21 protein-coding genes and 1 tRNA gene are annotated in these 23,405 nt (G+C 68.6%); 20 read left to right on the top strand and 2 right to left on the bottom strand.

Features of this window, described 5'->3' with window-relative positions; translation table 11 throughout:
- Positions 1 to 73: 73 nt before the first annotated feature.
- A complete protein-coding gene (locus tag K3888_RS11410; protein WP_230930389.1) occupies positions 74 to 553 on the top strand; it encodes a MarR family winged helix-turn-helix transcriptional regulator in 480 nt (159 codons plus the stop codon).
- 80 nt (positions 554 to 633) lie between these two features.
- Here K3888_RS11410 and K3888_RS11405 read toward each other — a convergent pair.
- Positions 634 to 706, bottom strand: a tRNA-Arg gene (locus tag K3888_RS11405).
- Positions 707 to 896: 190 nt separating this feature from the next.
- Between K3888_RS11405 and argS the strand changes: the two genes are divergently transcribed.
- From argS to thrB, 5 genes are read left to right on the top strand one after another with little or no spacing between them, the layout of a single operon-like run.
- A complete protein-coding gene (gene argS / locus K3888_RS11400; protein ID WP_230930388.1) occupies positions 897 to 2,549 on the top strand; it encodes an arginine--tRNA ligase in 1,653 nt (550 codons plus the stop codon).
- Positions 2,546 to 3,964 carry a diaminopimelate decarboxylase gene (gene lysA / locus K3888_RS11395; protein ID WP_230930387.1) on the top strand — a complete coding sequence of 473 codons (1,419 nt, stop codon included), beginning with the start codon at positions 2,546 to 2,548 and terminating at the stop codon, positions 3,962 to 3,964. Before argS ends, lysA begins: the two co-directional genes overlap by 4 nt.
- Complete coding sequence (locus K3888_RS11390; protein WP_230930386.1) at positions 3,961 to 5,313, top strand: homoserine dehydrogenase; 1,353 nt, start codon at positions 3,961 to 3,963, stop codon at positions 5,311 to 5,313. The genes lysA and K3888_RS11390 overlap by 4 nt, the downstream gene beginning before the upstream one ends.
- Positions 5,310 to 6,392 carry a threonine synthase gene (gene thrC, locus K3888_RS11385; protein WP_230930385.1) on the top strand — a complete coding sequence of 361 codons (1,083 nt, stop codon included), beginning with the start codon at positions 5,310 to 5,312 and terminating at the stop codon, positions 6,390 to 6,392. Before K3888_RS11390 ends, thrC begins: the two co-directional genes overlap by 4 nt.
- Entirely contained in the window at positions 6,389 to 7,351 is a 963-nt protein-coding gene (gene thrB, locus K3888_RS11380; protein ID WP_230930384.1) for a homoserine kinase, read from the top strand. The genes thrC and thrB overlap by 4 nt, the downstream gene beginning before the upstream one ends.
- Positions 7,352 to 7,449: 98 nt before the next feature.
- Here the strand turns inward: thrB and K3888_RS11375 are convergent, their stop codons facing one another.
- Entirely contained in the window at positions 7,450 to 9,105 is a 1,656-nt protein-coding gene (locus K3888_RS11375) for an AMP-binding protein (protein ID WP_230930383.1), read from the bottom strand.
- A gap of 502 nt (positions 9,106 to 9,607) precedes the next feature.
- Here K3888_RS11375 and rho point away from each other — a divergent pair.
- From rho to K3888_RS11305, 14 genes are all read left to right on the top strand, one after another.
- On the top strand, positions 9,608 to 11,611 hold the full coding sequence (gene rho / locus K3888_RS11370; RefSeq protein ID WP_230930485.1) for a transcription termination factor Rho: 2,004 nt from the start codon (positions 9,608 to 9,610) through the stop codon (positions 11,609 to 11,611).
- A gap of 8 nt (positions 11,612 to 11,619) precedes the next feature.
- Positions 11,620 to 12,693: a peptide chain release factor 1 gene (gene prfA, locus K3888_RS11365; protein ID WP_372459565.1), complete on the top strand. Its 1,074-nt coding sequence runs from the start codon at positions 11,620 to 11,622 to the stop codon at positions 12,691 to 12,693.
- 5 nt (positions 12,694 to 12,698) lie between these two features.
- Complete coding sequence (gene prmC / locus K3888_RS11360; protein WP_230930381.1) at positions 12,699 to 13,625, top strand: peptide chain release factor N(5)-glutamine methyltransferase; 927 nt, start codon at positions 12,699 to 12,701, stop codon at positions 13,623 to 13,625.
- Positions 13,622 to 14,275: an L-threonylcarbamoyladenylate synthase gene (locus K3888_RS11355; protein ID WP_230930380.1), complete on the top strand. Its 654-nt coding sequence runs from the start codon at positions 13,622 to 13,624 to the stop codon at positions 14,273 to 14,275. Before prmC ends, K3888_RS11355 begins: the two co-directional genes overlap by 4 nt.
- 2 nt (positions 14,276 to 14,277) lie before the next feature.
- Positions 14,278 to 15,438: a glycosyltransferase family 4 protein gene (locus tag K3888_RS11350; RefSeq protein WP_230930379.1), complete on the top strand. Its 1,161-nt coding sequence runs from the start codon at positions 14,278 to 14,280 to the stop codon at positions 15,436 to 15,438.
- A gap of 10 nt (positions 15,439 to 15,448) precedes the next feature.
- Entirely contained in the window at positions 15,449 to 15,904 is a 456-nt protein-coding gene (locus tag K3888_RS11345; protein WP_230930378.1) for a Cg1360 family ATP-synthase-associated protein, read from the top strand.
- A 205-nt stretch (positions 15,905 to 16,109) separates the two neighbouring features.
- The gene (gene atpB / locus K3888_RS11340; RefSeq protein WP_230930484.1) at positions 16,110 to 16,901 is read left to right on the top strand and encodes a F0F1 ATP synthase subunit A; all 792 of its coding nucleotides are present in this window, start codon (positions 16,110 to 16,112) and stop codon (positions 16,899 to 16,901) included.
- 100 nt (positions 16,902 to 17,001) lie between these two features.
- On the top strand, positions 17,002 to 17,247 hold the full coding sequence (locus tag K3888_RS11335) for an ATP synthase F0 subunit C (RefSeq protein WP_230930377.1): 246 nt from the start codon (positions 17,002 to 17,004) through the stop codon (positions 17,245 to 17,247).
- Between the two features lie 31 nt (positions 17,248 to 17,278).
- A complete protein-coding gene (locus K3888_RS11330) occupies positions 17,279 to 17,851 on the top strand; it encodes a F0F1 ATP synthase subunit B (RefSeq protein ID WP_230930376.1) in 573 nt (190 codons plus the stop codon).
- 14 nt (positions 17,852 to 17,865) lie between these two features.
- Positions 17,866 to 18,684, top strand: coding sequence for a F0F1 ATP synthase subunit delta (locus K3888_RS11325; protein ID WP_230930375.1), 819 nt, complete (start codon positions 17,866 to 17,868; stop codon positions 18,682 to 18,684).
- A 104-nt stretch (positions 18,685 to 18,788) separates the two neighbouring features.
- Entirely contained in the window at positions 18,789 to 20,426 is a 1,638-nt protein-coding gene (gene atpA, locus K3888_RS11320) for a F0F1 ATP synthase subunit alpha (protein WP_230930374.1), read from the top strand.
- 55 nt (positions 20,427 to 20,481) lie between these two features.
- The gene (locus K3888_RS11315) at positions 20,482 to 21,468 is read left to right on the top strand and encodes a F0F1 ATP synthase subunit gamma (RefSeq protein WP_230930373.1); all 987 of its coding nucleotides are present in this window, start codon (positions 20,482 to 20,484) and stop codon (positions 21,466 to 21,468) included.
- Positions 21,469 to 21,471: 3 nt separating this feature from the next.
- A complete protein-coding gene (gene atpD, locus K3888_RS11310) occupies positions 21,472 to 22,920 on the top strand; it encodes a F0F1 ATP synthase subunit beta (RefSeq protein ID WP_230930372.1) in 1,449 nt (482 codons plus the stop codon).
- 9 nt (positions 22,921 to 22,929) lie between these two features.
- Positions 22,930 to 23,304 (top strand): F0F1 ATP synthase subunit epsilon, encoded by a 375-nt coding sequence (locus tag K3888_RS11305; RefSeq protein WP_230930371.1) that lies wholly within the window; start codon positions 22,930 to 22,932, stop codon positions 23,302 to 23,304.
- Positions 23,305 to 23,405: the final 101 nt, after the last annotated feature.

Raw genomic sequence — 23,405 nt, 5'->3', positions numbered from 1 at the left:
ACCGCTATCAAACCGCGTCGGCGCGGCGATGCCTGACGCCGGGACCGGCCCCCGCCCGTGCTTGAATGGTCGTATGAGCGAGACACGCTGGTTGAACGATGACGAGCAGCGCATGTGGCGGAGGTACCGGGACATGAATCAGCTGCTGGACCTCGCAGTCGAGCGCCAGCTACAGCGGGATGCTTCGATGTCGCAGTCGGATTACGCCGTGCTGGTGAGCCTCAGCGAGTCCGAACGCGGTGGACTCCGTGCCCGTGACCTCGGCGCGGCCCTCGGCTGGGACCGTAGCCGCGTGTCCCATCAGGTCAGGCGAATGGAGGGTCGCGGACTGGTCGCCAAGACCGAGTGCGCCGAGGACGGACGCGGCACCATCGTCACGCTGACCGAACAGGGGGCCGAGGCGATTGGTTCCGTCGCGCCCAAGCACGTGGAGAAGGTCCGGGAACTGTTCGTCGACGTGATCAGCGACGATGAGGTGCGGATGCTGACCGACATCTATGAGCGGGTCGTCGCGCGTATCGACCAGGTCGACGGGATCACGCTGCCCAGCTGAAACCAACCGAGTGGACCCGATGGGCCCGAAATAGCGGGAGGGCCCGGGCATCTGCCCGGGCCCTCCCGCTATTTCGGTTGTGCCCCCGAAGGGAATCGAACCCCTGACCTTTGGTACCGGAAACCAACGCTCTATCCCCTGAGCTACGAGGGCGGGATACCGGCCGTGGAGACCGGAGGCGGCTCTCGGGCCCCACCACGTGGGTGGCACCTCTCGAACAGCGAGACTGATCGTAGCACCGGTCCCGGAGAGCGGCCGCATCGGGCACGCCCGGCTGGACCCGGGAGCGGTGACCGTGACGCCGATTCCCCCGACGACGTGCCGACACCTAGGATATGAAGACGTGACTCCCGCTGATCTCGCCGCCGTCATCCGTGCCGCCCTCATCACCGTCCTCACCGATCGCGGGGCCGATATCTCGCTCGTTCCGGAGACGGTGACGGTCGAACGACCGCGCAATCCGGAACACGGTGACTACGCGACCAACATCGCGCTGCAGCTGGGCAAGAAGGTCGGCGTCGCGCCGCGTGACCTCGCAGGTGATCTCGCGACCGCGCTGGTGGCGGACGCGGGAATCGAATCGGCTGAGATCGCCGGGCCGGGTTTCCTCAATATCCGCCTCGACTCCGGTGCGCAGGGATCCCTGGTGTCCACCGTGCTCGCCAAGGGCGTCGACTACGGGGCGGGGGATGCGATGTCTGGCCGCCGGGTGAACCTCGAGTTCGTCTCGGCCAACCCGACCGGGCCCATCCACCTCGGCGGAACCCGGTGGGCTGCTGTCGGTGACGCGCTGGGCCGGGTCCTCGAGGCATCCGGCGCCGAGGTCACCCGCGAGTACTACTTCAACGACCACGGCGCCCAGATCGACCGGTTCAGCACGTCGCTCGCTGCCGCGGCCAAGGGGGAGCCCACCCCTGCGGACGGCTACGCCGGTGCCTACATCGAGGACATCGCGGCCCGGATCGTCGCCGAGCACCCGGATGTGCTGGACAAGCCCGAAGCGGAGTCGCTGGAGATCTTCCGTTCCGTGGGCGTCGACATGATGTTCAGCCACATCAAGTCCTCACTCGCGGATTTCGGCACGGTGTTCGATGTCTACACGCACGAGAACTCGATGTTCACCTCCGGCGCGGTCGATCGTGCCGTGGAGACTCTCAAGGGCAACGGCAATCTCTACGAGTCGGACGGGGCCTGGTGGCTGCGTTCCACCTCGTTCGGGGACGACAAGGACCGGGTGGTCCTGAAGTCCGACGGGAATGCCGCGTACATCGCCGGTGACATCGCGTACTTCCTCGACAAGCGGGAGCGCGGCTTCGACCTCTGCATCTACATGCTGGGGGCGGACCACCACGGCTACATCGCCCGCCTCAAGGCCGCCGCCGCCGCCCTCGGCGACGATCCGGCCACGATCGAGGTCCTCATCGGACAGATGGTCAACCTCGTCCGTGACGGCGCCCCGGTCAAGATGAGCAAGCGTGCCGGCACCGTCATCACCCTGGACGATCTCGTCGACGCCATCGGTGTGGACGCCGCCCGATACGCGCTCATCCGCTCCTCGGTCGACCAGACGATGGACATCGACCTGCAGCTGTGGGCCTCGGCCACGAACGACAACCCGGTGTTCTACGTCCAGTACGCGCACGCGCGCCTGTGCTCGTTGGCCCGCAACGCGGCCGACCTCGGCGTCACCGTCGAGGGCGCCGACATGGCGCTGCTGGTCGAGGACCGTGAGGGCGCGCTCATCCGCACCATCGGCGAGTTCCCGCGCGTGGTGGCCAGTGCCGCGGACCTCCGCGAGCCCCACCGGGTGGCCCGGTATCTCGAGGAGTTGGCAGCTGCCTACCACCGGTTCTACGACACCTGCCGGGTGCTGCCGATGGGGGACGAGGAACCCGGCCCGCTGCACGCCGCCCGCCTGGCCCTGAGTGCGGCCACCCGACAGACTCTGGCCAACGGCCTGCACCTGATCGGTGTCAACGCACCGGAGAAGATGTGAGCGCGCACCCCGCGGGCTCGCGGCACGAGTACCCGCACGCACCGGCCATCGGCGAGCGGCCCGGTGACGCCGACGCGCTCATGAACCTCGCCCCGGCGGTCTGGCCCCGGGGCGCCCGGCGTCGCGAGGACGGGGTCGTGGAGTTCGCCGGAGTCGCCGCATCGGAGCTCGCGGCCGAGTACGGCACACCGCTGTTCGTGATCGATGAGGACGATTTCCGGTCCCGCTGCCGGGAGATGGCCGCGGCGTTCGGGGGAGCGGACCACGTGCACTACGCCTCCAAGGCGTTCCTGTGCACCGAGGTCGCCCGCTGGGTCGCCGAGGAAGGCCTGAGTCTGGACGTGGCCTCGGGCGGCGAGCTCGCCATCGCACTTCGCGCCGGTTTCCCGGCTGAGCGGATCACGGTCCACGGCAACAACAAGTCCGGTGACGAACTCCGCATGTCCGTGCGCAACGGTGTCGGCCATGTCGTGATCGATGCGATGTCAGAGATCGCGCTCCTCGACCGCATCGCGGCTGAGGAAGGGGTCGTCCAGGATGTCTTCATCCGCGTGACCGTCGGAGTCGAGGCACATACCCACGAGTTCATCGCGACCGCCCACGAGGACCAGAAGTTCGGCTTCTCCCTCTCCGGCGGCGCCGCGATGGAGGCCGTCCGGGCCGTGTTCGCGGCACAGAACATCCGGTTGACCGGACTGCACAGCCACATCGGCTCGCAGATCTTCGAGATCGACGGATTCGAACTCGCCGCCCGCCGCGTGATCGGGCTGCTCCGGGACATCGTCGACGAGTTCGGTGCCGAGCGGACCAGGCAGCTCGATCACCTCGATCTCGGAGGCGGCCTGGGGATCAGCTATGTCCCGTCAGACGATCCGCCGCCCGTCGCCCAGCTGGCCGCGTCGCTGACCGAGATCGTCGAGTCGTTCGCCCGGGAGGCAGACCTGACCCCGCCGACGCTGGTCGTCGAGCCGGGACGAGCGATCGCCGGCCCGGGCACGGTCACGCTGTACGAGGTCGGCGTGACCAAGGACGTCCAACTCGCCGGCGGCGAGAGTCGGCGCTACGTCAGCGTCGACGGGGGGATGAGCGACAACATCCGCACCGCCCTGTACGACGCCGAGTACGACGCCCGGCTCGTGGGTCGGAAGTCGACCGCGACACCGGTGGTCTCCCGTCTGGTGGGCAAGCACTGCGAGAGCGGTGACGTGGTGGTTCGCGACCTGTGGATGCCCGAGGACGTCGGGGCCGGCGACCTCGTCGCCGTCGCGGCGACCGGGGCCTATTGCTATTCCATGTCGAGCCGGTACAACCTCATCGGACGCCCCGCAGTGGTGGCGGTTCGCGACGGGCGGGCACGACTCGTGCTGCGCCGTGAGACTCTTGACGATCTGACGAGCCTGGAGGTGGGACAGTGAGCGACGCAACAGCGTCAGGCGTGCGACCCGTAGGGGTGGCGGTGCTCGGGATGGGCACCGTCGGCAGCGAGGTCATCCGCTTCATGACCGAGAACGCGGAGGCACTGGCCGCGCGGATCGGTGCGCCGCTGGAGCTTCGGGGGGTCGCTGTCCGTGACCTGACGAAGGATCGCGGGGTGGACCCCGAGCTGCTCACCGCGGACCCGTCCACGCTCGTGTCGAGGGACGACGTCGACGTCGTCGTCGAACTCATGGGTGGCATCGACGTCCCACGTCCCCTCCTCCTCGAGGCGTTGCGCCACGGCAAGTCCGTCGTCACCGCCAACAAGGCGTTGCTGGCCGAGTACACCGACGAGCTGGCCGAGGTGGTCGACGCCACCGGCACCGACCTGTACTTCGAGGCAGCTGTGGCCGGCGCGATCCCCGTGATCGGCCCGCTTCGCCGTTCGATGGCGGGTGACCAGGTCGAGCGCGTGGTCGGCATCGTCAACGGGACGACGAACTACATCCTGTCCGAGATGGGCTCCACCGGCGCCGACTACTCCGAGACGCTGGCCGAGGCCTCGCGACTGGGATACGCCGAGGCCGACCCCACCGCGGACGTCGAGGGCTACGACGCGGCCGCCAAGGCGGCCATCCTCGCCTCGATCGCCTTCCACAGCCGGGTGACCGCCGGGGACGTCTACCGCGAGGGGATCTCTCGGATCTCCCCGGACGACTTCGAGTCGGCGCGCGACATGGACTGCACCATCAAGCTGCTCGCCATCTGTGAGAAGCTGCGCCGCGCCGACGGCACCGAGGCGGTCTCCGCCCGCGTCTATCCCGCCCTGCTGCCCAACAGCCACCCGCTCGCCGCGGTGAACGGCGCGTTCAACGCGGTCGTAGTCGAGGCGGAGGCGGCCGGTCGGCTCATGTTCTACGGCCAGGGTGCCGGTGGTGCGCCGACCGCGTCGGCGGTGCTCGGCGACATGGTCGCGGCCGCCCGCAACAAGGTCGGCGCGGGCCGTGCCCCCGGCGAGTCCACGTACGCCGCCCTCCCGGTGGCCTCGATGGATGAGATCCTCACGCGCTACCACGTGCGCATGCGTGTGGCGGACAAGCCCGGTGTGCTCGCGCTCGTGGCCGCGGAGTTCTCGAACCACGGGGTCTCGATCGCCCAGTGCCGTCAGACCGAGGTCCAGGCCGCCGTGGGAGAAGGCGACGATGCGCCGGCCAGCGCTGAGCTAACGGTGCTGACTCATCGCGCCTCCGAGCGCGCGCTCGCCGACACGGTGGCCGCGCTCTCCGATCAGGACGCCGTCACGGACATCACCAGCGTCATCCGTCTCGAGGGAGTGGACACCGAATGAGCAACACCCACCAGCCCGTGCACAGCCGCTGGCCCGGCCTGATCGAGGCCTACCGCGACCGTCTCCCTATCGGTGAGAACTGGGAGCCGGTGACCCTCTACGAGGGCGGCACGCCGCTCATCCGGGCGACCCATCTCTCGGCGGTCACCGGGTGCGAGGTCTACCTCAAGGTGGAGGGCCTCAACCCCACCGGGTCGTTCAAGGACCGCGGTATGACGATGGCCGTCACCGACGCGAAGGCCCGCGGCCAGCGCGCCGTGTTGTGCGCGTCCACCGGCAACACCTCGGCCTCGGCAGCCGCGTACGCCACGCGCGCCGGTATGGAGTGCGCGGTCCTCATCCCGCAGGGCAAGATCGCCGCCGGCAAGCTCGCGCAGGCCGTGATGATGGGCGCGACCATCATCCAGGTCGACGGCAACTTCGACGACTGTCTCGAGCTGGCCCGCAAGACCACGGCGACCTACGCGGAGATCGGTCTGGTCAACTCGGTCAACCCGGTCCGCATCGAGGGTCAGAAGACCGCCGCGTTCGAGATCGTGGACGTTCTCGGGCGTGCCCCGGACCTGCACTTCCTGCCCGTCGGCAACGCGGGCAACATCACCGCGTACTGGCGTGGCTACTCCGAGTACCACGCGGACGGGATCATCCCGAACCGTCCCCGCATGATGGGTGTTCAGGCCGCCGGCGCAGCCCCGCTCGTCGACGGCGCGCCGGTGAAGAACCCCGAGACCATCGCCACCGCGATCCGCATCGGCGCCCCGGCGTCGTGGGATGGCGCGGTGAACGCCCGCGAAGAGTCCGGCGGCACCTTCCGCAAGCGCACCGACGAGCAGATCCTCGAGGCGTACCGCATGGTCGCGGGCAAGGACGGCGTCTACGTGGAGCCCGCCTCGGCGGCGTCGGTGGCCGGTCTGCTCGACGCCCACGCGGGCGGCGAGCTCGAGGCCGGCCAGACGATCGTGTGCACGGTGACCGGCAACGGGCTCAAGGACCCGGACACGGCACTGTTGGGCATGCCTGAGGTCGAGCCGGTCCCGGTCGACCCCTCGGCAGTCGCCGGCGCCCTCGGTCTGGAATGAGCGACATGAACGGTCCGGGCCCGGAGGTCTTCGGCAGCTCGGGCGGCCGCATCCTGCCGGTCGGCCGGTCCGTCACCGTCGAGGTGCCGGCGTCGAGTGCCAATCTCGGCCCCGGCTTCGACGCGCTCGGTGTGGCCCTGGGGCTCTACGACACGATCACGGTCACCACGATCGAGTCGGGCCTGGAGCTCGAGGTCACCGGCGAGGGGGCCGGGGAGGTTCCCGAGGACGCGTCTCATCTGGTCGCCAAGGCCGTCGAGGCGGGACTGCGGGCCGGGGGCGTGGGGGTGCCGGGCGTGCGGATCTCGTGCCACAACGCCATCCCGCATTCCCGGGGGCTGGGGTCGTCGGCGTCCGCCGCGGTCGGTGGCCTGGTCGCCGCCAACGGCCTCATGGACGGCGCCCTCACGGCCGAGCACCTGGTCCAGTTGTCCAGCGAGTTCGAGGGACATCCGGACAACGCCGCGGCCAGCGTGCTCGGCGGCGTCGTGGTCTCGTGGACCGAGCGTTCGGCCACCGCGGTGACCTATCGTGCGGTTCGCATGGAGGTCGATCCGTCGATCGTCGCGACGGTGCTGGTGCCGTCAGAGACGTCGTCGACCGCCCAGACCCGGGGACTGCTCCCGGCGACGGTGCCGCACGAGGACGCGGCGTTCAACGCCAGCCGCGCCGCGCTGATGTCCGTGGCGCTCGCGTCCCACCCCGAGTTCCTCGTGGCGGCGACCGAGGACCGACTTCACCAGTCGTACCGCGCGCCGGCGCTGGTCGCGACCACGGAGTGGGTGACGCGGCTTCGCGAGCGGGGATTCGCCGCGACGGTGTCCGGCGCAGGCCCCACCGTGCTGGTGCTCGGCACGTCCGGCCTCCCTTCGGATCTACGCGACCTCGCCGAGGCGCAGGGGTGGCGGGTACTCGATCTACGGATCGCCGACGGCGCCCGGGTGGTCGCCGCCGAGTGAGAGCGCCGGGTCGGAATGACGAGACGGCCCGGGTGCTTCGGCACCGAGGACAGTGATGTACGTACGCCCCGCCGGGTGATCCCGGGCGGGCGTCGTCCTCACCGCGTGGACCCGGGCGTGATCCTGGTGATCTCGTAATCGCCGGACGCGTGCCGCGCGCGGATCCGGATCTTGTCGTACTTTCCGACCGTGGTCCTGGGGATGTCATCGACAAACGCCCACCGATCCGGCCGCTTCCACATCTCGAGCACGCCCTCGAGCCCCTCCCAGAGCGAGCGCGCGCGAGCCGTCACCCCGGGTTTGAGACGCACCAGAACGAGGGGCCGGCTGCCCCAGCGCTCGTCGGGCACACCGATCACCGCGGCGTCCGCCACCCGTTCGTCCCGGAGCACCGCGTGCTCGAGTTCGATGCTGGAGATCAGTTCCCCGCCCGAGGCGATCGTGTCGTCGACCCGGTCCACCACGGCGAGGTACCCCTTGGGCGAGATGCTGGCCATGTCGCCGGTCCGCAGCCACCCGTCGACGAACCGCTCAGGGGCCGCGTCGTCGAGATAACGGGCGGTCACCCACGGGCCGCGGAGTTGGAGTTCGCCGACGGACCACCCGTCGTTGGGTTGTACCCGGTCCCCGTCGACCACGCGGGACTGCACGCCCGCAGAGAAGCGGCCCTGCCCGAGAATCTGGGCGCGCCGGTGGGTGGCCGAGGAGTGGGGGTCGGGCCGGGCGAAGGCGGCGATGGGGCTGGTCTCGGTGAGCCCGTAGGCCTGGATCAGGGGGACACCGTGACGCTCGACAAAGGCATCGATCAACGCCTCCGGTACGCCGGACCCGCCCACGACGATCTCGGTCAGGTGGGAGAGCGATTGCGGATGAGTCTCCAGCCTGCCGAGAAGTTGCTGGAGCGCGGCCGGGGTGGTGACGACTTTGTTGGGGCGATGCGTGCCCAGGAGGTTGGCGAGGTCGGCACCCGTGTGCAGCGCCTCGCCGGGTCGCGGCCGAGCGGTGATCAGGCTGGCCCCGGACATGAATGCGGCGTACGGCATCCCCCATGACATGACGTGATGCATGGGGACCGTGCTCAGCACGGTGTCGCCGCTGCGGAGCGCGGCGCTCTCGGCCATGCAGATCTGCATGGAGTGGAGCCAGATCGACCGGTGCGTGTACGCGACACCCTTGGAGTTGCCGGTGGTGCCGGAGGTGTACGCGATGGCCGCCGCGGTCCGCTCGTCGAGATCAGGCCACGGGTAGGCCGTGGGTCGCCCGTCGAGGAGGGCTTCGAGTGCGTGGACCTCGAGGTGCGTGCCGGGGAGGTCGGAGGGTACGTGACTGTCCATGACGACGACGTGGCGCAGGCTCGCCACACCCGACACGATCTCGAGGACAGGGGAGAGGATCTCCGGGTCCACGAGGATCACCGACACCCTGTTCTCCCCGAGCGCGGAGATCTTAAAATCCGCTGAGCGGAGGGTGTTGACCGGCATCGCCACCGCACCCATCGCGGGGAGCGCGAAGACGGCTTCGACGTACTCCGTACGGCTCTCCGAGAGGATCCCCACCACGTCACCGATCCCGACCCCGAGGGCGGACAGCGCGTGCGCGGTGGCGGCGGCGCGGGCAGCCACCACATCGAACCTGACAGGGTGGGGTTCCAGCCGGCTCCCGAACCCCGTGATGGTGGAGCCGCCGTGGCGTTCCGCCGCGTGCTCGAGGATCCGTGAGACGAGAAGTGGGGTGTCGAGCATCGTTCCGAACACGGGCCACCTCCTGCTGATCGGTTCCTGCCGGACGCGTTATCGGTGTGCTGTACGTTACCGCCCGGCTCCGACTCGAGGGGGTGGCGGTCGTGACGCGCGGAGGGGGACATGTACGTGTGTGCCCGCAGGTAGTATGCTGTCTGTCAGCCACGGACGCTCGGTCGTTCCCGCGTCCCGGGATCCTGCACAGTCGTCCGTCTTCGCTCGGGTGTCACAGGGTGGCTCCCGGTAGGCAACGGCCGAATGGCGATATGGCGATCAGGGATCCTCCCGCGTGGGCGGCTCGTCCCCCACGAGGATCCCCCTCAGACGAACACTCCGTATGTGGCTCTGCCGCAAGTGCGGAGAGGCCCACGCGGCCACCCGGGACGCCGACTCCGGATCCCGGACACCTGCTCGATGCGAGGCGGTCCACACCGCCCCGGCTCCGGGCCCAGAAAGGATCCCCGTGACCTCGACGGAAACCACCTCCACACCGCCTCAGGGCGCCTCGCTGTCCGCGATGCGCCTCGCCGACCTCAAGGGACTCGCGCAGCAGATGGGCCTCAAGGGCCTGTCGGGCAAGCGCAAGGGCGAACTCGTCGCCATGATCGAGGGCGCACGTAGGCCCGGCCCGGCCAAGGCTCAGGCCGCGGCCCCTGCCAAGGCGTCGACCGGGACGTCCGGTACAGCCGAATCCTCCGGTGGCGGCGCCGACTCCCGCGGCGGGGACACGACCGAGGCGACCCCGCCCGCGGCGTCGTCGCAGACGTCAGACCCGCAGCAGCAGCGCTCCGTTGAAGGCGACGGGGACCGCCGGTCGGCGGAGGCGTCGACCCACGGCGACTCGGGAAAGGACTCCGATCGTTCGCGCAGCGAGGACGGTAACCACGGCGGCCAGCGCCAGGGGCGCGACCAGGGCGGACGTCAGCGTCGCGGCGGTCAGGGCCGGGACGACCAGGGCCCGGGCCAGCAGAGTCGCGATCAGCAGGGCGGTCGCAACCGTGATCAGCAGGGCGGCGACCAGCAGGGCGGTCGCAACCGTGATCAGCAGGGCGGCGACCAGGGCGGCCGTAACCGTGATCAGCAGGGCGGCGACCAGGGCGGCCGTAACCGGGATCAGCAGGGCGGCCGTAACCGGGACAACGACGACCGCGACCAGCAGGCTGCGAACAGCCAGGGCTCGGGTAACCAGGGCGACGGCAACGGCCCCCGGGGAGACGGCAACAACCGCGACGACGACGGTGGCGGCCGCGGGCGTCGTAGCCGGCGCCGGCGCGAGCGGAACCGCGGTGGGAACCGGCAGAACGACGGCGACACCGAGGTGCGGGAGGACGACGTCCTCCAGCCGGTCGCGGGCATCCTGGACGTGCTGGACAACTACGCGTTCGTCCGCACGTCCGGTTACCTCGCCGGGACGAACGACGTCTACGTCTCCATGAACATGATCCGTCGGCACGGTCTGCGCCGCGGCGATGCGATCACCGGTGCGGTCAAGATGCCGCGCGACGGCCAGAACGACGGCCAGGGGGGAAACCAGGGTGGAAACCAGGGAGGCGGCAAGAACCGCCAGAAGTTCAATCCGTTGGTCCGAATCGACACCGTCAACGGTGGCCCGATCGATCAGGCCCGCAACCGCGTGGACTTCTCCAAGCTCACGCCGCTGTACCCCAACCAGCGGCTGCGCCTGGAGACCGAGAAGAACATCATCTCCACCCGCGTGATCGACCTGATCATGCCGATCGGTAAGGGACAGCGCGCACTGATCGTGTCGCCGCCGAAGGCCGGTAAGACCACGATCCTGCAGAACATCGCGAACGCCATCGCGACCAACAACCCGGAATGCCACCTCATGGTGGTACTCGTCGACGAGCGCCCGGAGGAGGTCACCGACATGCAGCGTTCGGTGAAGGGTGAGGTCATCGCCTCGACCTTCGACCGCCCGCCGTCGGACCACACGCAGGTCGCCGAGTTGGCGATCGAACGCGCCAAGCGTCTGGTCGAGCTGGGGCAGGATGTCGTCGTCCTCCTCGACTCCATCACGCGCCTCGGCCGCGCCTACAACAACTCCTCGCCCGCCTCGGGCCGGATCCTGTCCGGTGGTGTGGACTCCACCGCGCTGTACCCGCCCAAGCGGTTCCTCGGCGCGGCCCGGAACATCGAGAACGGTGGCTCGCTCACGATCATCGCCACTGCGATGGTCGAGACCGGCTCCGCCGGCGACACGGTGATCTTCGAGGAGTTCAAGGGCACCGGTAACGCCGAGCTCAAGCTCGACCGTCGGATCGCCGAGCGGCGCGTCTTCCCGGCCGTCGACGTGGGCCCCTCGGGCACCCGCAAGGAGGAGCTGCTGATGAGCCCGGAAGAAGCGGGCATCATGCACAAGCTCCGCCGCGTCCTGTCGGGGTTGGACACGCACCAGGCCATCGACCTACTCATGTCGCAGCTGCGTAAGACCAACACGAACTACGAGTTCCTCCTCCAGGTGGCCAAGACCACGCCGACGCTGCCCCAGGACGAGGAGTGAGCGATGGCGTGGGACGTACGCCGTCGTCGATCGATGACGTCCTCTCCGAGTACGGCGGCCTCGAGGCGCAGCTCTCGGATCCGACACTGCACGAGGACGCCGCGGCCGCTCGCCGTGTCGGTAAACGGTTCGCCGAGCTGACCCCTGTCGTCCAGTGCTACCGGTCGTTGGTCTCGACGCGCGACGACGCCGCCGCAGCGCGGGAGCTTGCCGACGACGACTCCTCGTTCGCTGACGAGGCAGACCGACTGGACACAGAGGCCGCGGAACTGGAGATCCGGCTCGCGGATCTGCTGGCGCCGCGCGACCCCCACGACGCCGATGACGTGCTCATGGAGATCAAGTCGGGGGAGGGCGGCGAGGAGTCCGCGCTGTTCGCCGCGGACCTGGCCCGCATGTACACGCGTTACGCGGAGAAGCAGGGGTGGATCGTTCAGGTACTGGGCGTGACCGAGTCCGATCTCGGGGGCTACAAGGATGCCTCGTTCTCCATCCGCGCCAAGCAGCCGTCACGTGACGGCGTGTGGTCGCGGATGAAGTTCGAGGGTGGCGTGCACCGTGTCCAACGTGTTCCGGTGACCGAGTCCCAGGGGCGGGTTCACACGTCGGCCGCCGGCGTGCTGGTGTTCCCCGAGCCAGAGGATGTCGGTCCGGTCGAGATCGACGAGTCGGAGCTGCGGATCGACGTCTACCGTTCGTCCGGCAAGGGCGGGCAGGGCGTCAACACCACCGACTCGGCGGTTCGCATCACGCACCTGCCCACCGGCACCGTCGTCACGTGTCAGAACGAACGCAGCCAGTTGCAGAACAAGCAGCGCGCCATGCAGGTGTTGGCCGCGAGGCTCCAGGCCGCTGCCGAGGAGTCCGCCGAGGCCGAGGCCGCCGAGGGGCGCGCGACACAGGTGCGCACCGTCGACCGCTCCGAGCGCATCCGCACCTACAACTTCCCGGAGAACCGGATCGCCGACCACCGGGTCGGCTTCAAGGCGCATAACCTCGATTCGGTCCTCGACGGGGACATGGACGCGGTGCTCGACGCGCTCGCCGACGAAGAGCGTCGACGTCGGATGGACGAGGCCTGACCACCGTGGACCCGCGGCCGGTCCCCGTGGCCGGTGTCGTGCGCGCCGCGGCGGCGGCGCTTGCCGGAGCGGGAATCGACTCCGCCGGGGTGGAGGCCCGCCTCATCTGTGCACACGTACTCGGCGTCGACAGGTCGCGGCTCATGCTCGCCGATGGGCTCGACGAGGCCGCCATCGCAGAAGTCGATCGGATCGTCGCCGCGCGCGCGGGCCGGGGCGTCCCCCTCCAGTATCTGCTCGGGACCGCCCCGTCGGGACGACTCGAGCTGTCCGTCGGGCCGGGTGTGTTCATCCCGCGCCCGGAAACCGAACTCCTCGTGGAATGGATCCTCGCCCGTCTCCCGGCGCCGACCGGGGGAGTGGGGCCAGTGGTGGTGGATCTGTGCGCGGGTAGCGGCACGATCGCCCTCGAGATCGCCCACGCCCGCCCCGACGCCCGGGTGCACGCGGTGGAGTTGCACGAGGCGGCGCTGGACTGGCTACGCCGCAACGCCGCCGCCCGCGCAGACGCGGGGGACACGCCGATCGAGATCCATCACGGCGACGCCACGGATCCCCACCTGTTGCCACGGCTTCGGGGCCGCGTGGCCGCCGTGGTCTCCAATCCGCCCTACATCCCGCTGACCGACGACCTGCCCGCCGAGGTCCTGGGCCACGAGCCGACGACGGCGCTGTTCGGGGGGACGGACGGCCTCGTCGTCGTCGTGCCTCTCGTGGACCTCGCGGCGAGCCTGCTCGCCCCGGGCGGCCACCTGGCCGTCGAGCACGACGACACGACCGGCGCCGAGGTCGCGGCGGTCGTCGGGCGCCGCGGCGGCTTCGGTACCGTGGAACAGCACACCGACCTCGCCGGACGGCCGCGGTTCGTCACCGCGACGCGCCACGACGGAGCCGACTACGACCCGACAGCCCAGAAGGGGATCACCCGGTGACCATCACCTACGACTGCACCGAGGAGACCGGCCGAGAGGTCGGCCTGAGCTCCGCGTCCGGGGCCCTGCGCGCGGGACGGCTCGTCGTGACCCCCACGGACACGCTCTACGGCATCGCCGCCGACGCCTTCGATCCGGACGCGGTCAACCTGCTGCTGTCGGCCAAGCGCCGTGGGCCGGACATGCCGGTGCCGGTGTTGGTCGGATCGTGGGAGACCATCGACGGGCTCGTGGTGAGCACCCCGGCCGCCGCGCGTGATCTCATCCGTGCGTTCTGGCCCGGAGGGCTGAGCCTCATAGTCCACCAGGCCCCGTCTCTGGGCTGGAACCTCGGGCACACCCAGGGCACCGTCATGCTGCGGATGCCCCTGCACCCGGTGGCGATCGAACTGTTGCGTGAGGTCGGGCCGCTCGCGGTGTCCAGCGCCAACGTCTCCGGGCAGCCTCCCGCCACCACCGTCGTCCAGGCGCGCGAGCAGCTCGGCGACTCGGTCGCGGTGTACCTCGACGGCGGGCCGTGCTCGATCGGCCGGCCGTCGACCATCGTCGACCTGACCGGGCCCGGCCCCAGGATCGTGCGTGAGGGCGCCGTGACCGCCGAGCGCGTCGGCGAGGTCCTCGACATCGACCCGGCGCAGCTGCGCGGCTAGCCGTGGGCGTCGGGATCCCGTTCCGGGAGCTCCTGCTCATCGGGGTCACCGCCGGCCTCGTCACCTTCGTCGTCACCGGCCTGGTGCGGGGGGTGGCGCCCGCTATCGGCGGGCTCGCCTACCCGCGTGAGCGCGATGTGCACCTGGTACCCACACCGCGGCTCGGTGGCGTGGGGATCTTCACCGGAATGCTGGTCGCGGTCTATCTCGCCGCGCAGTTACCCGCCCTCAATCGCGCGTTCCCGCCGTTCGCGCCGGACGTGGAGGCGACCGTCCTCGCCGGCGGGGTGATCGTCCTACTCGGCATCGTCGACGACATCCTCGGCCTCGGCGCGGTCACCAAACTCGCCGGACAGGCTGCGGCCGCCGGGGTGCTCGTGGCGATGGGCGTGTCGTGGACGCTGGTGTACCTGCCTTTCGGAGACGGCAACATCCTCGTGCTCGACCAACTCCAGGCCGGGCTGCTCACGGTCGTGTTCACGCTGGCGATCGTCAACGCGATGAACTTCGTCGACGGCCTGGACGGTCTCGCCGCCGGACTCGGCACGATCGCCGCGCTCGCGATCTGTGTGTTCTCGGTCGGGATCATGCTCGACCAGGGCGGCACCGTCGGCGCATATCCGCCCGCGCTCGTCACCGCTGTCCTGGCCGGGGCGCTGCTGGGCTTCCTGCCGCACAATTTCCAGCCCGCCCGGATCTTCATGGGGGACTCGGGCTCGATGCTCATCGGGCTCGTGCTGGCCGCCGCGTCCACGAGTGCCTCGGGCAAGATCTCACAGAGCCTGTACGGGCCGCAGGAGATGATCGTCCTGCTCTCTCCGATGATCGTCGTGGCCGCCGCGATGTTCGTGCCGATGCTCGATCTCGTGATGGCGATCATCCGCCGGGTGGGAGCGGGGCGTAGCCCGTTCGCGCCCGACAAGATGCACCTGCACCACCGGCTGTTGGCGCTGGGCCACTCGCACCGCCGGGTCGCGCTCGTCATCTACGCCTGGGTGTCCCTGATCGCCTTCGGCGCGGTCGGCGCGACCATGCTCCCGACGGAGGTGATCGTGCCGCTCGTGGCGGCCGGCCTCCTCATGGTGCTCGTCGCCACGCTCGTGCCGCGGCTGCGAAGTGCGCGGGTCGAGGACAACTCGGGTGGTGACGGGGCGTCCCGCTAGGCTGCTGGTCATGAGCGACACTCCTGCGACGCCCGATCAGCCCGGACCCGGCCCCCAGAACGCCGGCCTACGCACCGCCGTCCGACTCGGCGGGCTCGCACTCGTCGTCCTCACGGTGACCAGCGTCATCGCGTGGACCCTGGTCGACGGAGTACCGGGCCTGTGGGGCGCGGTGATGGGCGCCGGCATCGGAGGGGCCTTCGTTCTCACCACCGCAGTGGTGGTCATGGCCACCGCGCGGACGGCGCCGCAGACCACCGCGGCCATTCTTCTCGGCACCTGGCTGCTCAAGCTCGTCGTCGCCATCGGTGTGGTGGCGGTGATCGAGCGGTTCGACTTCTACTCACGCCCGGCGTTCGCGGTCACCATCATCGCCGCTCTGGTCGTCGTCCTGGCGGCCGAGACGTGGGGCATCCTCAAGACCCGGACGCCCTACATCGAGCCCGCCGACCCGACCGTGATCTGACCGGGTCCCCCTGACATGCGGCTTTCGAGACCGGGATGTTATTCTCTTCGACGGTGAGACGAGCACGTCGCCAGGCCACTTCACGGCCGGCAGACGTTCGCGCGCTGACCCGAATCGGCCGCGAGCACCGGGCCGCTCGTACTGCACGCGCTCGGGCGCCAGCCGCCCTACACGACCAGGGGAGAACACACTGAGTACCACGCTTCTGGCCTTCAAGGGCGAGTTCCACGCCCCTGACATCGACAAAGAGTTCTTCCCTGTCGACCAGTGGTTCACTGGCTTCGCCGCGGACGCCTTCGTCATGGATCGCCTGATGTTCGTCCGTATCCTCATGGCAGTCGTTCTCATGGCGTTCTTCATGTTCGCCATGCGCAATCCGCGGCTCATCCCGAGCGGTGTGCAGAACTTCGCCGAGATCTGCCTGGACTTCGTCCGCGTCCACGTGGCGGAGGAGATCCTGGGCAAGGAGCAGGGACGTCGCTTCCTGCCGGTCATCGCCACCATCTTCTTCGCGGTGCTCGCGATGAACCTTCCGACGGTGCTGCCAGGGCTCAACATCTCGCCGAACGCTCGTATCGGCTTTCCGATTGTTCTGGCGGCTCTGGGCTATATCACCTTCATCTACGCCGGTGCCAAGAAGTACGGGTTCCTCCGTTACATCAAGGCCAGCGTGGTCATCCCCAACGTGCCGCCGGCGCTGCACATCCTGCTGATCCCGATCGAGATCCTCTCGACGTTCATCCTGCGCCCGGTCACGCTGACCATCCGTCTCATGGCCAACATGCTGGCGGGTCACCTCATCATCGTGCTGCTCTTCAGCGCAACGAACTTCTTCTTCTGGCAGCTGAATGGTTGGACCCTGCTGTCCGCCGGCATCTCGGTGCTGTCCGTCGCGTTCACGCTGTTCGAGCTCCTCGTGATCTTCCTGCAGGCATACATCTTCGCCCTGCTGGTCGCGGTCTACATCGACAGCTCGCTGCACGCTGATAACCACTAGAACCCGGGCCGCGAGGCCTGACACGACCACCTGTCAACCCGACACATCACGTCCGACCGGTTCGGAACACCCCGGGCCGGCCATCTGAAAGGGAAACCCCATGGACATCGTCACTCTCGCCCAGGCCGCCGAGCAGACCATCACGAACGAGGGCTATGGCGCCATCGGCTACGGCCTCGCCGCGATCGGCCCCGGCATCGGCATCGGCATCCTCGTCGGCAAGACCGTCGAGGGCATGGCCCGCCAGCCCGAGATGGCCGGCACCCTCCGCACCACGATGTTCCTCGGCATCGCCTTCACCGAGGCGCTCGCCCTGATCGGTATCGTCGCCGGCTTCCTGTTCTGATCGACGACACACCGACCTCTAGGGACGCACCATGAACAACGTCATCGCCATCTTGGCGGCCGAAGGGGAGACTCTCCCCCTGGAGGAGAGCGTCAACCCGCTCATTCCTCCGCTGTATGACATCGTCTGGTCGCTCATCCCGCTCGCGGTCATTCTCTGGCTCTTCTGGAAGTTCATCCTCCCGAAGTTCCAGCAGGTAATGGACGAGCGTGAGGAGCGCATCGAGGGCGGTCTGCGTCGTGCCGAGCAGACCCAGGCCGAGGCGAAGGAAGAGCTGGCCAAGTACAAGGCCCAGCTCGCGGAGGCGCGCAGCGAAGCGGCCAAGATCCGCGACGACGCGCGTGCGCAGGGCCAGCAGATCCTCTCGGATATGAAGACAGAGGCCGAGGCCGAGCGCGAGCGCATCGTCGCCGCGGGTGAGCAGCAGCTCACGGCCCAGCGCCAGCAGATCATCACCGAGTTGCGCTCTGACCTCGGGCGTCAGTCCGTCGACCTCGCCGAGCGGCTCATGGGTGAGCAGCTGTCTGATTCGGTCCGCCGCTCCGGCACCATCGACCGCTTTCTGGCAGACCTCGACCGGGTCCCCGGCGTGGGCAAGAACTAAGGGAAGTGGAGTCCATGCACGCAGCGAGTCGTGAGGCGCTCGACAGCACGCGCGACGCCCTGAAGTCCGCTCTGGCCGCCAACCCGGCCGGGGGTGCGACGGGCGCCAAGGTGGGCCAGGAGCTTTTCCAGGTCGTCGACGTCCTCGAGGACAACCGGTCCCTGCGGGTCGCGGTGGCCGATACCTCGGCGTCGGTCGAGGCCCGGCAGGACCTCGTTCGCGGGGTGTTCGGGTGGAAGATCGACCAGGCCACGCTCGATCTGCTGCTCGCTGCGGTCTCTCAGGACTGGTCCAACCCGCGCGAGTTGCGGGAGGGCCTGATCACGCTCGGCCGCGAGGCGCTCATGCGCTCCGCTGACGAGCAGGGCCAGCTCCAGACGGTCGAGGACGAGCTTTTCCGGCTCGGCCGCATCGTCGCGGGCGACACCGAGTTCGAACAGGCACTTGCCGATCGCACCGCCGAGGCTTCCGCCAAGCGGGCCCTGCTCGCGCAGGTGCTGTACGGCAAGGTGACCGCGGTAACCGAGGTTCTGGCGTCCCAGGCGATCGCCCGGCCCACGGGCATGCCGGCGGACGATCTCATGGAGATCTCCGGGCAGGCCGCAGAACTCCGTGGCCGCACCGTTGCCGTGGTCACCAGTGCCGAGGCACTCTCGGAGCAGCAGACGACGGACCTCGGTGGTCGACTCCGGTCGATCTACGGTCGCGAGATCGCGGTCCACAACGAGATCGACCCGGCCCTGATGGGCGGAGTGGTCGTCCGGGTGGGTGACGAGATCATCGACGGCAGCGTGGCGGGCCGGCTCGACGCACTCCGGCGAAGCCTCCGCTGACCGGTTCGCCGGTCACACGACGAGCTGCGACTCGGCCGTGATCCCGCGGTAGTGGCTCACGCACAACCTATAAAGCACATCCCGACTTTGAGAGCAGGAATGACATGGCGGAGTTGACGATCTCCTCCGACGAGATCCGCAGCGCGATTGCGAACTACACCTCAACTGTTTCGACCGACGCGACCAAGGAAGAGGTCGGCATTGTCGTCGATACCAGTGACGGTATCGCGCACATCAGCGGCCTTCCCTCGGCGATGGCCAACGAGCTGCTGGAGTTCCCCGGCGGGATCCTCGGCGTCGCGCTGAACCTGGAGGACCGCGAGATCGGTGCGGTCATCCTCGGTAACTTCGACGAGATCGCCCAGGGCCAGGAGGTTCGTCGTACCGGTGACGTCCTCTCCGTGCCCGTCGGCGACGGCTTCCTCGGCCGTGTCGTCAACCCGCTCGGTCAGCCGATCGACGGCCTGGGCGAGATCGAGGCCGAGGGCACCCGCGCCCTCGAGCTCCAGGCGCCCTCGGTGCTCGAGCGTCAGCCCGTCGAGGAGCCGATGCAGACCGGCATCAAGGCCATCGACGCCATGACCCCGATCGGCCGCGGCCAGCGTCAGCTGATTATCGGCGACCGCAAGACCGGTAAGACCGCGGTCTGCATCGACGCCATCCTCAACCAGAAGGCCAACTGGGAGTCCGGCGACAAGACCAAGCAGCTGCGGTGCATCTACGTGGCGATCGGTCAGAAGGGCTCCACCATCGCGGGCGTCAAGGCGACCCTCGAGGAGCACGGCGCGATGGACTACACCACCATTGTGGCCGCCCCGGCCTCCGATTCCGCTGGTTTCAAGTGGCTCGCCCCCTTCACCGGCTCCGCGATCGGGCAGCACTGGATGTACGGCGGCGCCCACGTTCTGGTGGTGTTCGACGACCTGTCCAAGCAGGCCGACGCCTACCGCGCGATCTCGCTGCTGCTGCGCCGCCCGCCGGGTCGCGAGGCCTACCCGGGTGACGTCTTCTACCTGCACTCCCGCCTGTTGGAGCGGTGCGCCAAGCTGTCCGACGAGATGGGTGGCGGGTCGATGACCGGTCTTCCGATCATCGAGACCAAGGCGAACGACGTCTCGGCGTTCATCCCGACCAACGTCATCTCGATCACCGACGGCCAGGTCTTCCTCGAGTCTGATCTGTTCAACCGCGGTGTGCGCCCCGCGGTCAACGTCGGTATCTCCGTCTCGCGAGTCGGTGGCGCCGCCCAGACCAAGGGCATGAAGAAGGTCTCCGGTTCGCTGCGTCTCGATCTCGCCGCGTTCCGTGACCTCGAGTCCTTCGCGACCTTCGCGTCCGATCTCGACGCGGCCTCCAAGGCCCAGCTCGAGCGCGGTCAGCGTCTGGTCGAGATCCTGAAGCAGGACCAGAGCTCGCCTGTCTCCGTCGAGGACCAGATCGTCTCGATCTACCTCGCCGGCGAGGGCTTCTACGACAGCGTCCCGGTCGCTGATATCCGTCGCTTCGAGGCCGAGCTGCTGGAGCAGCTGCACCACGGAGCTGCCGACGTGTTCACCCAGATCGACGGCGGCGCGGCCCTGTCCGACGAGTCCAAGGCGACTCTCGAGGCCAAGACCAACGAGTTCAAGGAGGGCTTCGTGGCCTCCGACGGCTCCCGCGTGGTCAACGAGCCCGAGGCCGAGGCGCTCTCCGAGGACGAGATCGACCGCGAGACCCTCACGGTCACCAAGAAGAAGGCCTGAGGCCTCGAGATGACAGCCATCCGATTCAAGGGCGAGAGGAGTGTGATCTGAAACCATGGCGAATATGCGTGAACTTCGCGACCGGATCAAGTCCGTCAATTCGACCAAGAAGATCACCAAGGCCCAGGAGCTGATCGCGACCTCGCAGATCTCCAAGGCCCAGGCCCGGGTCGCCGAGGCCCAGCCGTTCGCGGATCAGATCACCGCGATCCTGACCGACCTCGCGAGCGCGTCGTCGGTGCAGCACCGGATGCTCAACGAGCCCGAGAACGCCAAGCGTTCCGCGATCCTCGTCGTGACCTCCGACCGCGGCATGTGCGGTGGTTACAACCACAACGTGCTCAAGGAGGCTTCCGAGCTCATCGCCTTCCTGGAGGGTGAGGGCCGCGAGGTCGACATCTACGTGCTGGGTAACAAGGGCATCGTGTACTACACGTTCCGTGAGATCGCGATCGCGGGCGCGTGGCACGGCCATTCGCAGAAGCCCGACTACCAGGAGGCCCGGCCGGCCTTCCAGCTGCTGTCGACCGCGTTCGCGGCCGGTGGCGAGGGCACCTTCGACGCGTCGGAGTTCCTCGGCGAGGACTACACGGGCGACACCACCCGTAGGGGCGTCGACGAGGTCCATATCGTCTACACCCAGTTCAAGTCGATGCTCACCCAGACGCCGAGGGCTCGTCGTCTGGCCCCGATCGAGACCCAGGTCGAGATCGAGGAGTTGGATCTCGGCGAGGACATGCTGGATACGTCAAGGACCGAGTTCAAGCCCGAGGTCACCTTTGAGCCCGACGCCGACACCCTGCTCGACAACCTCCTCCCGAGGTACATGTCGACCCGGGCGTTCGCGTCGCTGCTGGAGTCGGCGGCGTCGGAATCGGCGGCTCGTCGTACCGCGATGAAGTCCGCCACGGACAACGCGACAGAACTGGTTGAGGGCCTCAGCCGTGAGGCGAACCAGGCCCGCCAGGCACAGATCACCCAGGAAATCAGCGAGATTGTCGGTGGCGCTGGCGCGCTCGCCGCGAGCGCAGGAAGTGACTAAGTAATGACCACAGCTGTTACCGATCAGAGCACGACGGGCACGGCCGGTCTCACCGGCCGGGTCGCCCGCGTCCTGGGTGCGGTCGTCGACGTGGAGTTCCCGCGTGGCGCCCTCCCGGCCCTCTTCAACGCCCTCACCGCGGAGATCACTCTCGAGGCGGTCGCCAAGACCGTCACGTTCGAGGTCGCCCAGCACCTCGGCGACAACATGGTTCGCTGCATCTCGATGCAGTCCACCGATGGTCTCGTCCGTGGTGCCGAGGTCGTGGACTCCGGCAAGCCGATCTCCGTCCCCGTCGGTGACGTCGTGAAGGGCCACGTCTTCAATGCCCTCGGCGACTGTCTGGACGCTCCCGGCACCGGCCGGGACGGCGAGCAGTGGGGCATCCACCGTGAGCCGCCGGCCTTCGACCAGCTCGAGGGCAAGACCGAGATCCTCGAGACCGGTGTGAAGGTCATCGACCTGCTGACCCCGTACGTCAAGGGCGGCAAGATCGGTCTGTTCGGTGGTGCCGGCGTCGGCAAGACCGTTCTGATCCAGGAGATGATCACCCGTATCGCGCGTGAGTTCTCCGGCACGTCGGTGTTCGCCGGCGTCGGTGAGCGTACTCGTGAGGGCACCGACCTCTTCCTCGAGATGGAAGAGATGGGCGTGCTCCAGGACACGGCCCTTGTGTTCGGCCAGATGGACGAGCCGCCGGGGACCCGTATGCGCGTCGCCCTCTCGGCGCTGACGATGGCCGAGTACTTCCGCGACGTGCAGGGCCAGGACGTCCTGCTCTTCGTCGACAACATCTTCCGCTTCACGCAGGCCGGTTCCGAGGTCTCGACCCTGCTCGGTCGCATGCCCTCGGCTGTCGGTTACCAGCCGACCCTGGCGGACGAGATGGGCCAGCTGCAGGAGCGGATCACCTCGACCCGTGGTCGTTCGATCACGTCGCTGCAGGCGATCTACGTCCCCGCGGACGACTACACCGACCCGGCGCCAGCGACCACGTTCGCCCACCTCGACGCGACCACGGAGCTCTCCCGCTCCATCGCCTCGAAGGGCATCTACCCGGCCGTGGATCCGCTGACCTCGACGTCGCGGATCCTGGAGCCCGGCATCGTGGGTGAGCACCACTACCGCGTCGCGCAGGAAGTCATCCGGATCCTCCAGAAGTACAAGGAGCTCCAGGACATCATCGCGATCCTCGGTATGGACGAGCTCTCCGAGGAGGACAAGGTCACCGTCCAGCGTGCCCGCCGCCTCGAGCGCTTCCTGGGTCAGAACTTCCTCGTCGCTGAGAAGTTCACCGGTCAGGTCGGCTCCGTCGTTCCGCTGTCCGAGACCATCGAGGCCTTCGACAAGCTGTGCAAGGGCGAGCTCGATCACCTGCCCGAGCAGGCGTTCAACGGCATCGGCGGGCTCGACGACGTCGAGGCCGCCGCGAAGAAGCTCGCGGGGAAGTGACCGTAGAACATGGCTGCTGACATCGAAGTCGAGTTCGTCACTGTCGAGCGTCGTTTCTGGTCGGGGACCGCGAGCATGGTGGTCGCCAAGACCACCGAGGGCGAGATCGGTATCCAGGCCGGTCACGAGCCGCTGCTCGGCGAGCTGGACACCGGTGGCACCGTGACCGTGTACACCGACGAGGGCAAGAAGGTCGCCGCCGTCGAGGGTGGGTTCCTCTCGGTGACCGCCAACAAGGTGAGTATCCTCGGAGAAGCAGCGGCCTGGTCGGAGTCGATCGACCGTTCGGCCGCGGAGCAGGCGCTTGCGGATGCGGGCGACGACGCCGCCGCCGCAGCCGCTGCTCGGGGCCGTCTTCGCGCCATCGAGAAAGCGGGCGCCTAGCCCCACCAGGTCTCGACCGTCACAACGGCCGCGACCACCGGAAGGAGTTGAACAGATTGACGGCTCCCATCGAGGTTGTCCTCGGTGTCGTCGTCCTGCTC

It is taken from the genome of Dietzia aurantiaca (assembly GCF_021033825.1).
GTDB lineage: Bacteria > Actinomycetota > Actinomycetes > Mycobacteriales > Mycobacteriaceae > Dietzia > Dietzia aurantiaca.
This window is presented reverse-complemented; position numbering and strand designations above follow the sequence as displayed.